At 68.7% G+C, this 12,881-nt stretch carries 14 protein-coding genes; 2 read left to right on the top strand and 12 right to left on the bottom strand.

Annotated elements, in window-relative coordinates; genetic code table 11:
* Window positions 1-7: 7 nt before the first annotated feature.
* The 5 genes from AB0H76_RS05165 to rpsP all read right to left on the bottom strand — a co-directional run bounded on the left by AB0H76_RS05165 (window position 8) and on the right by rpsP (window position 3,665).
* Complete coding sequence (locus AB0H76_RS05165; RefSeq protein ID WP_357317605.1) at window positions 8-1,663, bottom strand: AMP-binding protein; 1,656 nt, start codon at window positions 1,661-1,663, stop codon at window positions 8-10.
* 105 nt (window positions 1,664-1,768) lie between these two features.
* A complete protein-coding gene (gene trmD, locus AB0H76_RS05160) occupies window positions 1,769-2,452 on the bottom strand; it encodes a tRNA (guanosine(37)-N1)-methyltransferase TrmD (protein ID WP_357317602.1) in 684 nt (227 codons plus the stop codon).
* Window positions 2,449-2,982, bottom strand: a complete 534-nt coding sequence (rimM, locus tag AB0H76_RS05155) for a ribosome maturation factor RimM (RefSeq protein ID WP_357317600.1) — start codon at window positions 2,980-2,982, stop codon at window positions 2,449-2,451. The genes trmD and rimM overlap by 4 nt, the downstream gene beginning before the upstream one ends.
* Complete coding sequence (locus AB0H76_RS05150; RefSeq protein WP_163822793.1) at window positions 2,983-3,225, bottom strand: RNA-binding protein; 243 nt, start codon at window positions 3,223-3,225, stop codon at window positions 2,983-2,985. It abuts the gene before it with no gap.
* Window positions 3,225-3,665, bottom strand: a complete 441-nt coding sequence (gene rpsP / locus AB0H76_RS05145) for a 30S ribosomal protein S16 (RefSeq protein WP_357317597.1) — start codon at window positions 3,663-3,665, stop codon at window positions 3,225-3,227. The genes AB0H76_RS05150 and rpsP overlap by 1 nt, the downstream gene beginning before the upstream one ends.
* A gap of 276 nt (window positions 3,666-3,941) precedes the next feature.
* Between rpsP and AB0H76_RS05140 the strand changes: the two genes are divergently transcribed.
* Window positions 3,942-4,100 carry a hypothetical protein gene (locus AB0H76_RS05140; RefSeq protein ID WP_357317595.1) on the top strand — a complete coding sequence of 53 codons (159 nt, stop codon included), beginning with the start codon at window positions 3,942-3,944 and terminating at the stop codon, window positions 4,098-4,100.
* Between the two features lie 4 nt (window positions 4,101-4,104).
* Here AB0H76_RS05140 and AB0H76_RS05135 read toward each other — a convergent pair whose 3' ends face one another.
* From AB0H76_RS05135 to AB0H76_RS05120, 4 genes are all read right to left on the bottom strand, one after another.
* On the bottom strand, window positions 4,105-4,659 hold the full coding sequence (locus tag AB0H76_RS05135) for a dihydrofolate reductase family protein (protein ID WP_357317593.1): 555 nt from the start codon (window positions 4,657-4,659) through the stop codon (window positions 4,105-4,107).
* A 120-nt stretch (window positions 4,660-4,779) separates the two neighbouring features.
* On the bottom strand, window positions 4,780-5,763 hold the full coding sequence (locus AB0H76_RS05130; protein WP_357317590.1) for an LLM class F420-dependent oxidoreductase: 984 nt from the start codon (window positions 5,761-5,763) through the stop codon (window positions 4,780-4,782).
* Window positions 5,764-5,860: 97 nt separating this feature from the next.
* Complete coding sequence (locus tag AB0H76_RS05125; RefSeq protein ID WP_357317588.1) at window positions 5,861-6,955, bottom strand: amidohydrolase family protein; 1,095 nt, start codon at window positions 6,953-6,955, stop codon at window positions 5,861-5,863.
* An 81-nt stretch (window positions 6,956-7,036) separates the two neighbouring features.
* Window positions 7,037-7,969, bottom strand: a complete 933-nt coding sequence (locus AB0H76_RS05120; protein ID WP_357317585.1) for a LysR family transcriptional regulator — start codon at window positions 7,967-7,969, stop codon at window positions 7,037-7,039.
* A 72-nt stretch (window positions 7,970-8,041) separates the two neighbouring features.
* Between AB0H76_RS05120 and AB0H76_RS05115 the strand changes: the two genes are divergently transcribed.
* The gene (locus AB0H76_RS05115; protein WP_357317583.1) at window positions 8,042-8,239 is read left to right on the top strand and encodes a hypothetical protein; all 198 of its coding nucleotides are present in this window, start codon (window positions 8,042-8,044) and stop codon (window positions 8,237-8,239) included.
* A 35-nt stretch (window positions 8,240-8,274) separates the two neighbouring features.
* Here AB0H76_RS05115 and ffh read toward each other — a convergent pair whose 3' ends face one another.
* The 3 genes from ffh to AB0H76_RS05100 form a co-directional block, all read right to left on the bottom strand.
* A complete protein-coding gene (ffh, locus tag AB0H76_RS05110; RefSeq protein ID WP_357317581.1) occupies window positions 8,275-9,843 on the bottom strand; it encodes a signal recognition particle protein in 1,569 nt (522 codons plus the stop codon).
* A 147-nt stretch (window positions 9,844-9,990) separates the two neighbouring features.
* Window positions 9,991-10,305 (bottom strand): hypothetical protein, encoded by a 315-nt coding sequence (locus AB0H76_RS05105; RefSeq protein WP_357317578.1) that lies wholly within the window; start codon window positions 10,303-10,305, stop codon window positions 9,991-9,993.
* A 117-nt stretch (window positions 10,306-10,422) separates the two neighbouring features.
* Window positions 10,423-12,825, bottom strand: coding sequence for a [protein-PII] uridylyltransferase (locus tag AB0H76_RS05100; protein ID WP_357317576.1), 2,403 nt, complete (start codon window positions 12,823-12,825; stop codon window positions 10,423-10,425).
* Window positions 12,826-12,881 lie beyond the last annotated feature (56 nt).

Here is a 12,881-nt window from a genome sequence, read left to right as displayed (position 1 = left end):
AAGCTGCCTACCCCTGGGTGAACCCTTCGTCCCCGGCGGCCGGGACCAGCGACTTCGCCGCTTCACGCATCTCGGCCTTGCGCACTTTCCCGGTGACTGTCATCGGGAATTCGTCCACGATGTGGACATAGCGCGGAATCTTGAAGTGCGCCAGCTTGCCCGCGCAGAAAGTCCGGATCGCGTCCGCGTCCAGCGCCGCCGCGCCCGCGCGCAGCCGGAGCCAAGCCATCAGTTCCTCACCGTATTTCGGGTCGGGCACGCCGATCACCTGAGCGTCCAGAATGTCCGGGTGGGTGTAGAGGAACTCCTCGATCTCGCGCGGATAGATGTTCTCGCCGCCGCGGATGACCATGTCTTTGATCCGGCCGGTGACCGCGAGGTAGCCGTCCTCGTCCATGACGCCGATGTCGCCGGTGTGCATCCAGCGGGCCGCGTCGATCGCGCCGGCGGTCTTGTCCGGCTGCTCCCAGTAGCCGAGCATGACCGAGTAGCCGCGCGTGCAGAGTTCGCCGGGTTCCCCACGCGGGACCGTCGAACCCGTTGCGGGATCGACGATCTTGACCTCGAGGTGCGGCAGCACCCGGCCGACGGTGGCGGTGCGGCGGTCCAGGGTGTCGTCGCGGCGGGTCTGGGTGGACACCGGCGAGGTCTCGGTCATGCCGTAGCAGATGCAGACCTCGGCCATACCCAGGCGATCGATGACCCGCTTCATCACCTCGACCGGGCACGGCGAGCCCGCCATGATGCCGGTGCGCAGGCTCGAAAGATCCGGCGCCGCACCGCCGTCGAGTTCACCGAGCAGAGCGATGAACATGGTCGGCACGCCGTAGAGGGAGGTGCACCGTTCGGCCGCGACCGCCCGCAAGGTGGCCGCCGGGTCGAAGGCGGGGGCCGGGATCACCACCGCGGCACCGTGACTGGTGGATGCGAGGTTGCCCATGACCATGCCGAAGCAATGATAGAAGGGCACCGGCAGGCAGATCCGGTCCTGCTCGGTGTAGCCGCACAGCTCGCCGACGAAGAAGCCGTTGTTCAAGATGTTGTGGTGGCTGAGGGTGGCGCCCTTGGGGAAACCGGTTGTGCCGGAGGTGTATTGGATGTTGATCGGGTCGTCCATGGACAGCGTCGCCGCGATCTCCGCGAGCCGGGGCGCGTCGATCTCGTAGCGCACCAGCACATCCCACGCCACCGTGCCGAGAATCAGAATCTGTTCCAGCCCCGGGCATTTCGGCCGAACCTCGTCGATCATGTAGACGTAGTTCGAGGACTTGAACTCCGGGGCGGCGATCAGCAGCCGGACCCCGGCCTGTCGCAACACGTATTCCAGTTCACTGGTGCGGTAGGCGGGGTTGATGTTGACCAGGATCGCGCCGATCTTCGCGGTGGCGTACTGCACCAGGAACCACTCCGCGCAGTTCGGCGCCCAGATGCCGACCCGGTCACCCTTGTCGATACCCAGGGCGGTCAGGCCGGTGGCCAGCGAGTCGATGGCGGCGGCGAGTTCGCGATAGGTCCAGCGCCGTCCGGACGGAACGTCGACCAGGGCTTCCCGATTCGGAAACGCCGCGACGGCCCGATCGAAATTCGCCCCGATGGTGTCGCCGAGCAGGGGCGCTTGCGACGCACCGGACGCGTAGCTGGGTAGCCCAGGGTGCACTGGCATGGCTCGATCTCCTCCACGGACTGGTCGCACTGTCCACAACATGATGTGACTCACAGCGTTTCCGCACCACCCCTGAAAGAGGGTAGGCAGGTCCGGGGACCGCGCTCAGTCCGGCGGGAGCAGATCCGGGCGGCGTTCGCGGGTGCGTTGCAAGGATTGCTCGCGCCGCCACGCGGCGACCTTGGCGTGATCACCCGACAGCAGAATCGGCGGGACGTCCAGGTCGCGCCAGGACACCGGGCGGGTGTAGCTGGGGCCCTCCAGCAGTCCGTCGGAGAACGAATCCTCTTGGTGGGACTGCTGATTGCCCAGCACGCCGGGAATGAGGCGGACGAAAGCCTCGGTCATCACCAGCACCGCGGCCTCGCCGCCGATCAGCACGTAATCGCCGATGCTGACCTCTTCGACCCGGACACGGCGGGCGGCATCGTCGAACACACGCTGATCGATGCCTTCGTAACGGCCGCAGGCGAAGACGATGTGCTCCTCGGTGGCCCAGCGCTCGGCGGTGCGCTGGGTGAACGGGACACCGGCGGGGGTCGGGACGACGAGCAGGGCGTCGTCGGGACAGACCTCGTCCAGGGCGGCGCCCCAGATGGTCGGCTTCATGACCATGCCGGGGCCGCCACCGTAGGGCGAATCGTCGACGGCCTTGTGCACGTCATGGGTCCAGTGCCGCAGGTCGTGCACGTCCACGGCGAGCAGGCCCTTGTCGATGGCCTTGCCGAGCAACGCGGTCCGCAGCGGTTCCAGATACTCCGGGAAGATCGTGACGACGTCGATTTTCATTCGGGATCGAGGAGACCCTCGGGCGGATCGATGACGACGAGCCGGTCCGCGATCGACACCGTCGGCACGATGGCGTTGACGAACGGGATCAGGATCTCCCGGATCTCCCGTTTGTCCTCGACCGCCTGCACCGACAGCAGTTCGCCCGCGGCCGAATGCAGGACCTCGGTGACCGTGCCGACGACGGTGCCGTCGGTGAGCTGGACGGTCAGGCCCTCCAGCTCGTGGTCGTAGTACTCCTCCGGATCCTCCGACGGCGGCAGGTCGTCGCTGTTCACGAAGAACAGGGTGCCGCGCAGCGCGTCGGCGGCGGTGCGGTCGGAGACGCCGGTGACGAACACCAGAAGCCGGCCCGAGTGTTCCCGGGCCGACTCGATGGTGAAATCACGAACCTGTGTGGACCGCGGCAACTTGCCCCGCAGGGTAGTGCCGACGGCGAACCGGGCATCCGGATCGTCGGTACGGATCTCGACGACGAGTTCGCCACGCACACCGTGCGATTTGGCGACCCGTCCTACGACGAGTTCCATCTAGGCGTCGGTATCGACCACGTCGACACGGATACCCCGGCCACCGATACCGGCGACGAGGGTCCGCAGCGCGGTCGCGGTGCGACCGCCGCGGCCGATGACCTTGCCCAGATCCTCGGGGTGCACGTGCACCTCGACGGTGCGTCCGCGGCGGCCGGTGATCAGCTCGACGCGGACGTCATCCGGGTTGGCGACGATGCCGCGAACCAGATGTTCGACGGCATCGGCGACGACGGCCGACATTACTCGGCGGCTTCGGTCTCGGCGGGGGCCTCAGCGGCGGCTTCGGTCTCCTTGGCCTTCTTCTTCTTGGCGGTGGTGGCCTCGCCGCGCGGCTCGTTGTCGGCGGCGGCCAGAGCGGCGTTGAACAGGTCCAGCTTGGACGCCTTCGGGGCCTTCACCTTCAGGGTGCCCTCGGTGCCCGGCAGGCCCTTGAACTTCTGCCAGTCGCCGGTGATCTCCAGCAGACGCTGCACCGACTCGGTCGGCTGCGCGCCGACGCCCAGCCAGTACTGCGCGCGCTCGGAATCGATCTCGATGAAGGAGGGCTCTTCCTTCGGGTGGTACTTGCCGATGGACTCGATGGCCCGGCCGTCACGACGGGTGCGCGCGTCGGCGACGACGACGCGGTACTGCGGGTTACGGATCTTGCCCATGCGGGTCAGCTTGATCTTCACAGCCATGGCTGATCTGCCTCTTTCAGTAGTTGGTCACGGCGTAATTCAGCGACCCGCACGGTCTGCGAGCCCGGTTTCACGCTTGGAGTGTGTGACCGCCGCGCGGTACGTAACCGGAGACGGGCTGACACTTGTCCATGGAAGGACGAGGATTCATTCTGCCAGATGGGTTTGCCGAGCCGGAAATCGGTCGCTGACCTGGCGAGAGCTGGCCACATTGTGATCTGCGCCACAACAATGCCCGCAGGGAAATGGTGCCGGCCGACAGCCCTATAACTAGGCATGAGCATATTTCGCCGTAGCCGACAGCGCCGCCGCAGGGGTGGCTCCGGACTCGACAGCAACGCCGCCGACGCCGTGCTCGTCGCGGGCGAGGCCCTGCCCTGGGTGTTCCGGGTCCTCGGCGGCGTGGTGCGCGGCCTGCTCAACGCCCTGAACTAGTGGGCTACGCCGGTCGGTAGCGCAGCAGTACGACGCCCGACCGGAACGTCTTGGTCTCGACCAGCCGCAGCTTGGGCGCCTCGAACCCGTCCGCGAACAGGCGGGCGCCGCGCCCGAGCACGACCGGGTAGACGAACAGCCGGTACTCGTCGACCAGGCCGGCCCGGATCAGATCGTGGACCAGCGAGATGCTTCCGGTACTGACGATGTCCTTGCCCGGCTGCCGCTTGAGCGCCCGCACCGCGTCCAGATCGCGCAGGACGAAGGAGTTCTGCCACCCCGGATCGTCCATCGTGCGCGACACCACGTACTTGGCGATCTGGTTCAGATCATCGGTGATACCGGTCTGATCGTCCTGCTGTTCGGGCCAGTACCCGCGCATGTCCTCGAACGTCCGCCGCCCGAACAGCACCGCGTCGCAGTCGGCCGTATGCGCCGCCAGCTCGGCCGTGATGTCGGAGTCGTCGACGGCGGCGTCGTTACCGACGGTGAACCACCCCGCCGTCGCATCGATCACCCCATCGACCGTGATGTTCTCGGTAACCACCAGATCCCGCATGATTCGGTCCTTTCGTGGGAAACACGTCTACCGATACCGACGGTCCAACCGGACAGAATTCACCGGTGCTGCGAAACTGGCTCTGCCGCAGCGGTTTTCACACCGCTGCGGCAGTAGAACTCAGCTCACCAGGGGTGTGAGGGTGCGGCCGGCGAGGGCTACGGCGCCGGGTTCGTGGCCGTTGGTGACCATGTTGACGATCAGGCCGTTGACGCCGTGGGCGAAGACGCGGGTTTGCAGTTGTTCGACGATCTCGTCGGGGGCGCCGGCGAACTGGCGGTCGGCGGGGGTTTGGCGGCGCTGTTCCGCGGAGAGGGCGGACAGGTCGACGCCGTTGGCGCTGAACATGTCCTGCTGTTGTTCGCGGGCGCGGTCGCCGTTCTCGTCGATGATCAGGAAGGCCAGGAAGCTGACGTCCAGCGTCTTCGGGTTGCGGCCGATCTCGGCGCAGCGCTGGTGCAGCGCGTCCATCTTGCGGGGCAGTTCGGAGGCGTTGCAGATGATGTTGAGGTGGTCGGCGTAGCGGGCCGCGAGGGCGAAGGTCTTCTTCTCGCCGCCACCGCCGAGCAGGATCGGCAGGTCGTCGCGGATGCGGGGCTCGTTCATCGCGTCGTCGGTGTGGTACCACTCGCCGGTGAAGGTGGAGTGCTTGCCGCGCAGCATCGGGTGGATGATCTGCAGGGCCTCGTCGAGCCGGTGGAAACGGTCGGTGAAGGTGCCGAACTCGAAACCGTAGGACTGGTGCTCCAGCTCGAACCAGCCCGCGCCGATGCCGAGCACCGCGCGGCCGCCGCTCACCACATCCAGGGTGGTGACGGTCTTGGCGAGCAGCGCCGGATTGCGATAGGTGTTGCCGGTGACCAACGCCGACAACTGGATTCGCTCCGTGGCGGCGGCCAGGCCACCGAGGGTGGTGTAGCTCTCCAGCATCGGATCGTCGGGTGTGCCGATGCCCGGGAGCTGATAGAAGTGGTCCATCACGAAGACGGTGTCGAAGCCCGCGGCTTCGGCTTCCCTGGTCTGTGCCAGCACAGTCGGGAACAAGTCACGAACCGGCTGCCCATAGCTGAAGTTGGGCATCTGATAACCGAGGCGAATGGTCACCACATCGACGGTACTCGCGCTCGCGGGGGCAGCGCCGGGCTGCCGAATTCGAGCCGGGTCCACCAGAGCGTGCGGATGCGGCGCGGCGGTCGATCGGTCAGCGGTGGCCGGTGACGGGATTCGGAGATTTGACAACCCGGCCCCGCAGGACGACCCAGCGGGGTTCGGCGAGCATTGCGGGGTTGATACGCGGATCCTCCTCATAGACAACGAAATCGGCGGGCACGCCGTGTTCGATCGACGGCCGCCCGAGCCAGGCCCGGGCGTTCCAGGAGGCCGCGCCCAGGGCGTCGTGCGCGGACAGACCAGCACCGGCCAGCGCGGTGATCTCGTCGGCGATGCGACCATGGCGAATGGATCCGCCCGCGTCGGTACCGGCGTAGATCGGGACGCCCGCGTCGTGCGCGTTGCCGACCGTATCGCGGACCCGGCGATGCAGGTCCCGCATGTGCGCGGCGTAGGTGGGGAACTTGCCCGCACCGTCGGCGATCTCGGGGAAGGTGTCGATATTGATCAGTGTCGGGACCAGCGCCGTGCCGTGCCGGACCATCAGTTCGACGGTGTCGTCGGTCAGGCCGGTGCCGTGCTCGAGACAGTCGATCCCCGCGTTGATCAGGCCGGGCAGCGCGTCCTCGCCGAAGACGTGCGCGGTGACCCGGGCCCCGTTGGCGTGCGCGGCGTCGATGGCCTCTTCGAGGATCGCGTCGCTCCACAACGGGCGCAGGTCACCGACCGAGCGGTCGATCCAGTCCCCGACGATCTTGACCCAGCCGTCGCCGAAACGTGCCTGCTCGGCGACGATTTCGGGCAGATCGCGTTCGTCGTCGAGCTCGATGCCGAGTTCCCGGATGTAGCGCTTGGGCCGGGCGATGTGCCGGCCCGCCCGGATGATCTTCGGCAGTTCCGCGTGGTCGTCGATGAACCGCGTATCGATCGGCGACCCGGCGTCACGCAGCAGCAGCGCGCCGACGTCGCGTTCGGTCTCGGCCTGCGCGATCGCGCCGTCCCGATCCTCGTCGCCCCCGCCGTAGCGGATCCCGACGTGGCAGTGCGCGTCCACCAGGCCGGGCACGATCCAGCCTGCGGCACACAGGGTTTCCGCGCCGGGCACCGGCTCGAAGGACACCACCCCGTCGCGTACCCACAGGTCACGCACCTCGTCATCAGGGAGAACCACACCACGCAGATGCACAGCTACCTCCTGGACGTCGTCGGCAGCATCCAAACTACCGCGCCGCGCCCGCCTTCGGTCGGCGTCGGCACTCGAACCCTGTCAGAGCACCGGGGCCAGCACGGTGATGTCGGTGCGCTCGTGGCAGATCGCGCGGATCGCGGCCAATCCGGCCGCGATCGCGGGGTGCGCGCTGCTGCCGCGGCGCACGAAGGCGACGTGGCGGCGACTCGGGGCCGAGGGGCCGTGCAGCCGGACCCGGACGACCTCGTGCTCGGCGGGCAAGTAGGCCAGGCGCGGGACCAGGCTGACGCCGAAACCCTGGGTTACCAGGGACGAGATACCGATCCAGTCGATGCCGCGATGCAGGACGCGCGGCGTGAAACCGGCTGCGGCGCAAGCGCTCGACTGGAGCTGGCAGTGTGCGACGCGGTCCGGGGCGCCGATCCAGTCCTCGGCGGCGGCCTCGGCGAGCTCGATGCTCACCCGCCCGGCCAGCCGGTGATCGACCGGCACCAGCAGGTCCTGCGGTTCGTCGAGGAGGGGGTGCTGTTCGAAGCGCGGATCGGCCGGGGACGGGCTGTCCGCGGCGGGGATGACGACGCCGAGGTCGGTATCCCCGGAGAGCAACAGGTCGAAGCAGTGCCGGCTTTCGTCCTCGGTGATCTCCAAGCCCAGCCGTGGATGCCGGGTGCGCAGCCGCGCCGCCGCGGGCGCGACCAGGGCCACCATCGCGGTCGGCAACGCGCTGATCCGCAGCACGCCCGCCAGGTCGTCACGGTGCGCGGCCAGGTCGGCCCGGGCGCGCTCGGCCCCGGCGAACAACTCGTCCGCGTGCCGCAGCAGGGTGTGCGCGGCGGCGGTCAACTGCACCCGGCGGCCGACCTGTTCCAGCAGCACGACCTCCAGATCGTGCGCGAGCTGCCGCAATTGCTGGGAGACCGTCGAGGGCGTGAGATGCAGTGCCGTGGCCGCGGCGGTGACGGTGCCGTGTTCACGCAGCATCCGCAAGGTCTGCAACCTCGGGTCGATCATGTGTCTATTCAACATGATTCAGTGCGGAATCTTTTGATGGATTCGCACATCCCCGCGTCGAATACTTCAGTCATGACACCTCCAGCGCAGCGCCCCTTCGACGAATCCCGCTCCCTGTGCCGCCGCTGCGGCCGCGCGGTCGAACGCCCGGACCCCTCGGTGTCCTGCCACCGCACCTCCGAGGGCACCGTCCGCTACACCCGCTGCCCGTGCGGCCTGGCCCAGATCTGGTTGCGACCCTTCGGCGCCGGCGACCTGCTGCGCCACTGACGCGCGCCCGGCCGATGGGCCGGGCGCGCGGGTGACTACTTCTTGGGGAACTTCAGCTTCGACAGGTCGAAGCCCTCGAGCCCCGGCGGCAATTGATCCAAGCCGGGCGGCATGTCGGAGATGTCGGGCATCCCGGCGGGCATTCCGCCCGGCAAGCCCGGCATTCCCGGGAAACCACCGCGCATCTTGGGCTGGGTCGGGCCGCGCCCGCCCTTCTTGCCCTTCTTGCCGCCCTTTTTGTTGTTGCGGCGATTACCGCCGGGCAGGCCCATCTGGCGGCCCATCGCGGTCATCATCTTCTTCGCCTCGAAAAAGCGATCGACGAGCTGATTGACCTCGGAGACCTGGACGCCGGAGCCGTTGGCGATGCGCAGGCGGCGCGAGGCGTTGATGATCTTCGGGTTGTCCCGCTCGGCCTTGGTCATGCCGCGGATGATGGCCTGCACGCGGTCGAGCTGCTTGTCGTCGACCTGGGCGAGCACGTCTTTCATCTGGCCCGCGCCCGGCAGCATGCCGAGCAGGTTGCCGATCGGGCCCATCTTGCGGATGGCCAGCATCTGATCGAGAAAGTCCTCGAGGGTGAGCTCGCCGCTGCCGATCTTGCGGGCCGCTTCCTCGGCCTGCCCGGCGTCGTAGACCTGCTCGGCCTGCTCGATGAGCGAGAGCACGTCACCCATGCCCAGGATGCGCGAGGCCATCCGGTCGGGATGGAAGACGTCGAAGTCCTCCAGCTTCTCGCCGGAGGAGGCGAACATGATCGGCGCGCCGGTGATCTCGCGCACCGACAGCGCCGCGCCACCGCGGGCGTCGCCGTCGAGCTTGGTGAGCACGACACCGGTGAAACCGACGCCGTCGCGGAAGGACTCGGCGGTGTGCACCGCGTCCTGGCCGATCATGGCGTCGAGCACGAACAGGGTCTCGTCGGGCTGCACGGCATCGCGGATGCCGGCGGCCTGCGCCATCAGTTCGGCGTCGATGCCCAGGCGGCCGGCGGTGTCGACGATGACGATGTCGTACTGCTTGGTCCGGGCCTCCGCGACACCGGCGCGCGCGACCTCGACCGGGTCGGCGGCGGTGATGCCGAGCGGGTTGTCGCCGCCACCGATGGAGGTGCCGGGATGCGGGGCGAACACGGCAACGCCGGCCCGCTCGCCGACCACCTGCAGCTGGGTGACAGCGCCGGGGCGCTGGAGATCACAGGCCACCAGCAGCGGCGTATGGCCCTGGCCCTTCAGCCATTTCGCCAGCTTGCCGGCCAGGGTGGTCTTACCCGAACCCTGCAGACCGGCCAGCATGACCACCGTCGGCGGGGTCTTGGCGAAGGTGATGCGGCGGGTCTCACCGCCGAGGATGGCGACGAGCTCCTCGTTGACGATCTTGACGACCTGCTGCGCCGGATTCAGCGCCACCGAGACCTCCGCGCCCTTGGCGCGCTCCTTGATCTTGGCGATGAATCCGCGCACGACGGGCAGCGCGACGTCGGCTTCGAGCAGGGCCAGCCGGATCTCGCGACAGGTGGCGTCGATGTCGGCCGGTGACAGACGCCCCTTACCGCGCAGATCCTTGAGGGCACCGGTTAGCCGGTCGGACAGTGATTCGAACACCGATCGCGCTCCTGAATCTCGAGGGACGTCTCTCTTACTTTCCCAAGCGTAATCGGAGAATGCCGGTGATCGTGCACGGGGAGCGGGCAGGAGAAGGCCCCGCCCGCTGGAAACGCGCGGGCGGGGCCTTGATCTACCGGCCGAGGGTCAGCCGAGAGCGCGGCGGCGCGGCTTGACCGTCTTGCGGTAATCGTGGTTTTCGGCGCCCACCATGAACAGCGCCTCGCGGCCGGTGAGCCCGAGTTCCAGGGCCAGATCGTCGAGCAGGGCGTACTCGGTGTCGGTGGGGGCGTCGGTGCAGGCGGCGGTCACGGCGATGGTCATGGCGGTGACGGCCTGCTGCCCGGTGAGGGTCCGGCCGGGTAGCCAGGAGACGACCCAGCGGTCACCGCCGACACAGCGCGCCATGTGCGTTGTCTCGTTGCTCGTCATCATCGACGCCGACACGACTTCTATTGCCACCGACCTGCTCCCCTCGTGCTCGCGATAGCCGGACGCTCTGATACTAAGGCGCTGAACAGGCTGCCGACCATGGGTTCCAGCAAATAGCGTGCAACGGTTTGATAGCGCGATTCGAGCTTATGTGGCCGTCGTCTCTTCGGGCTTCTTCGGCGCGGGGCGCGGGACCACTTCCATGACAGCCTTTTCGATGGCTTCGCGGCGGGCCGGACCGTCGTCGGCGCCGAGGTCCAGGCAGAACGCGTCGACCACGGACGAACCCATCGTCACCACCTTCGCCCAGCGCACGTTGGCCGCGCAGGCCGAGAACGCCGCGGCCAGGCGGGTGAGCAGGCCGATCCGGTCCTCGGCCCGCAGTTCCAGCAGCCACTGCCCGGGCGCGCTGGTGGGCGACCAGATCAGGCGCGGCGCGGCCTGCGCGAACGGACTCGGCAGGATCCCGGCGTCGCGTTCCCGCTTGGCCAGCAGCGCGGGCAGATCGAGCGCGCCCGCGATGGCGCGGATGAGTTCCTGGCGCAGCAAACCCGGTTCCGGCGGGTTGCCGAACTTCGGCGAGACCACGAAGGTGTTGATCGCCGACTCCCCCGCGCTGCCGACCGAGGCCGCCAGCACCCGCAGCGAATGCAGGGCCAGCACGCCGGCCGAATCCGAGAGCAGCCCCGGACTGTCCGGCGCGATGACGGTGACGGTGTAGGTGTATTTGCCCTCGGCGGGCCGCAGGTCGACGTGCACGCCACCCGCCTCGGCCTTGGCGAGCAGTTCCGGGGCGATCGGTTCCGGCGTCGGCAGCGCCTCACCGGTCAGCACCAGGCGGCAGCGCCGGACCAGATCACCGATCAGCGAGGCCTTCCAGTCGCCCCAGACGCCGGGGCCGGTGGCCAGCGAATCCGCTTCGGCCAGCGCGTGCAGCAATTCGAGCAGCTGACTGTCGCCGTCGAGGGCGTCGACGACGAACTGCACGGTGTCGGGGTCGGCGAGGTCGCGGCGGGTGGCGGTCTCGGGCAGCAGCAGATGGTGGCGCACCATCGCGGACAGGGTCCGCACGTCCTGCGGCCACAGCCCCAGCCGGCGGCCGATGTGGGTGGCCAGTTCCGCGCCGACCACGCTGTGGTCCCCGGCCCGGCCCTTGCCGATGTCGTGCAGCAGCGCGCCCAGGGCGAGCAGATCCGGGCGGGCGACCCGGGTGCTCAAAGCGCTTGCGTAGGCGACGGTTTCCATCAGGTGCCGGTCGACGGTCCAGGTGTGCATGGCGTCGCGGGGCGGCAGATCGCGCACCGCGCCCCATTCCGGCAGCAGCCGGCCCCACAGCCCGGTGCGGTCCAGCGCCTCGATCGCGTCGATGATGCCGCGCCCCGAGCCCAGCAGCACGAGCAGATCGTTCAACGCGTCCTTGGGCCACGGCTCGCGCAGCTCCGGCGCGTCCTCGGAGAGCCGATTCAGCGTGGTCGCCGACATCGGCAGCCCGGTCTGCGCCGAGGCCGCGGCGACCCGCAGGATCAGCCCGGGATCGCGCTGCGGCCGCGCGTCCCGGGCGAGCACCACCTCGCCGGCGTGTTCGACCACCCCCTCATCGAGTGGTCGACGCACCGGCATCCGGCGCAGGCGGGCCAGGCCGCGGCGCGGCAGCGCGTTGGCGGCGGTGCGCAGGCCGACATCGACCGAGTAGCTCACCGTCCGGGCCGAATCGCTCAGGGTGCGGGCGAGGTCGAAGCGATCGCCGATGCGCAGCGCACCGCCGATCTCGTCGGCATCCTGGGCCCGGAGCTGATCGCGCGCCCGGCCCGCCACCCGATGCAACTCGGTGCGAACATCCAGCAATCGACGATGGGCGGTTTTCAGGCCGCCACCCGGCACGTCCGGACCGAGCCCCGGCATGGCATCGGTCAACTGGGCGATAGCCAGCGCGTCGAGCAACTGGATGTCCCGCAGCCCGCCGCGCCCGTTCTTCAGATCGGGTTCGGCGCGGTGCGCGATCTCACCGCTGCGCTGCCAGCGGGCCTCGGCCTGGGCGATGATGTCGTCGAAGCGACCGCGGATCCCGCTGCGCCACTCCCGGCGCACCCCGCCGATCAGCAGATTGCTCAAATCCGCGTCACCGACGATGTGCCGGGCCTCGAGCATGCCCATGGCCGCGATCAGGTCGTCGGCGGCCACCCGCAGCGCCTGGGCCACGGTCCGCACGCTGTGGTCGAGCTTGATGTGGGCGTCCCAGAGCGGATACCAGAGCTGGTCGGCGACCTCGGCCACCCGGGCCGGGTCGACGTCGTCGTGCAGCAGCACCAGATCCAGATCCGAGTACGGCAGCATCTCGCGGCGGCCGAGGCCGCCGACGGCCACCACGGCCAGGCCGCTGTCGGCGGTGATGCCGAGTTCGGCGCCCTTGGTGGTCAGCCACAGTTCATAGAGATCGACCAGCGCCGCGCGCACGGCCTCGGAGTCCAAGCGCGGATTCCGGGGTGCTCCCCCGTCGAGCAGTTGCTTCCGTGCCGCGACCAACTCGGCCGCTCCATTCGACTGACCCACAACCCACCACCTGTGTCCGATTCACGGCCCAATGCGGGCGGCCCCGCCCCTTACCG

The sequence above is a fragment of the Nocardia sp. NPDC050712 genome, from assembly GCF_040654295.1.
GTDB lineage: Bacteria > Actinomycetota > Actinomycetes > Mycobacteriales > Mycobacteriaceae > Nocardia.
The sequence above is the reverse complement of the archived record's forward strand: the minus strand, read 5'-3'. Positions and strand labels throughout refer to the sequence as shown.

Excerpts from the sequence above, each read along its gene's own strand:
- AB0H76_RS05165 (WP_357317605.1), bottom strand. The coding sequence starts at position 1,663 with ATGCCAGTGCACCCTGGGCTACCCAGCTACGCGTCCGGTGCGTCGCAA.
- trmD (WP_357317602.1), bottom strand. The coding sequence starts at position 2,452 with ATGAAAATCGACGTCGTCACGATCTTCCCGGAGTATCTGGAACCGCTG.
- rimM (WP_357317600.1), bottom strand. The coding sequence starts at position 2,982 with ATGGAACTCGTCGTAGGACGGGTCGCCAAATCGCACGGTGTGCGTGGC.
- AB0H76_RS05150 (WP_163822793.1), bottom strand. The coding sequence starts at position 3,225 with ATGTCGGCCGTCGTCGCCGATGCCGTCGAACATCTGGTTCGCGGCATC.
- rpsP (WP_357317597.1), bottom strand. The coding sequence starts at position 3,665 with ATGGCTGTGAAGATCAAGCTGACCCGCATGGGCAAGATCCGTAACCCG.
- AB0H76_RS05140 (WP_357317595.1), top strand. The coding sequence starts at position 3,942 with ATGAGCATATTTCGCCGTAGCCGACAGCGCCGCCGCAGGGGTGGCTCC.
- AB0H76_RS05135 (WP_357317593.1), bottom strand. The coding sequence starts at position 4,659 with ATGCGGGATCTGGTGGTTACCGAGAACATCACGGTCGATGGGGTGATC.
- AB0H76_RS05120 (WP_357317585.1), bottom strand. The coding sequence starts at position 7,969 with ATGATCGACCCGAGGTTGCAGACCTTGCGGATGCTGCGTGAACACGGC.
- AB0H76_RS05115 (WP_357317583.1), top strand. The coding sequence starts at position 8,042 with ATGACACCTCCAGCGCAGCGCCCCTTCGACGAATCCCGCTCCCTGTGC.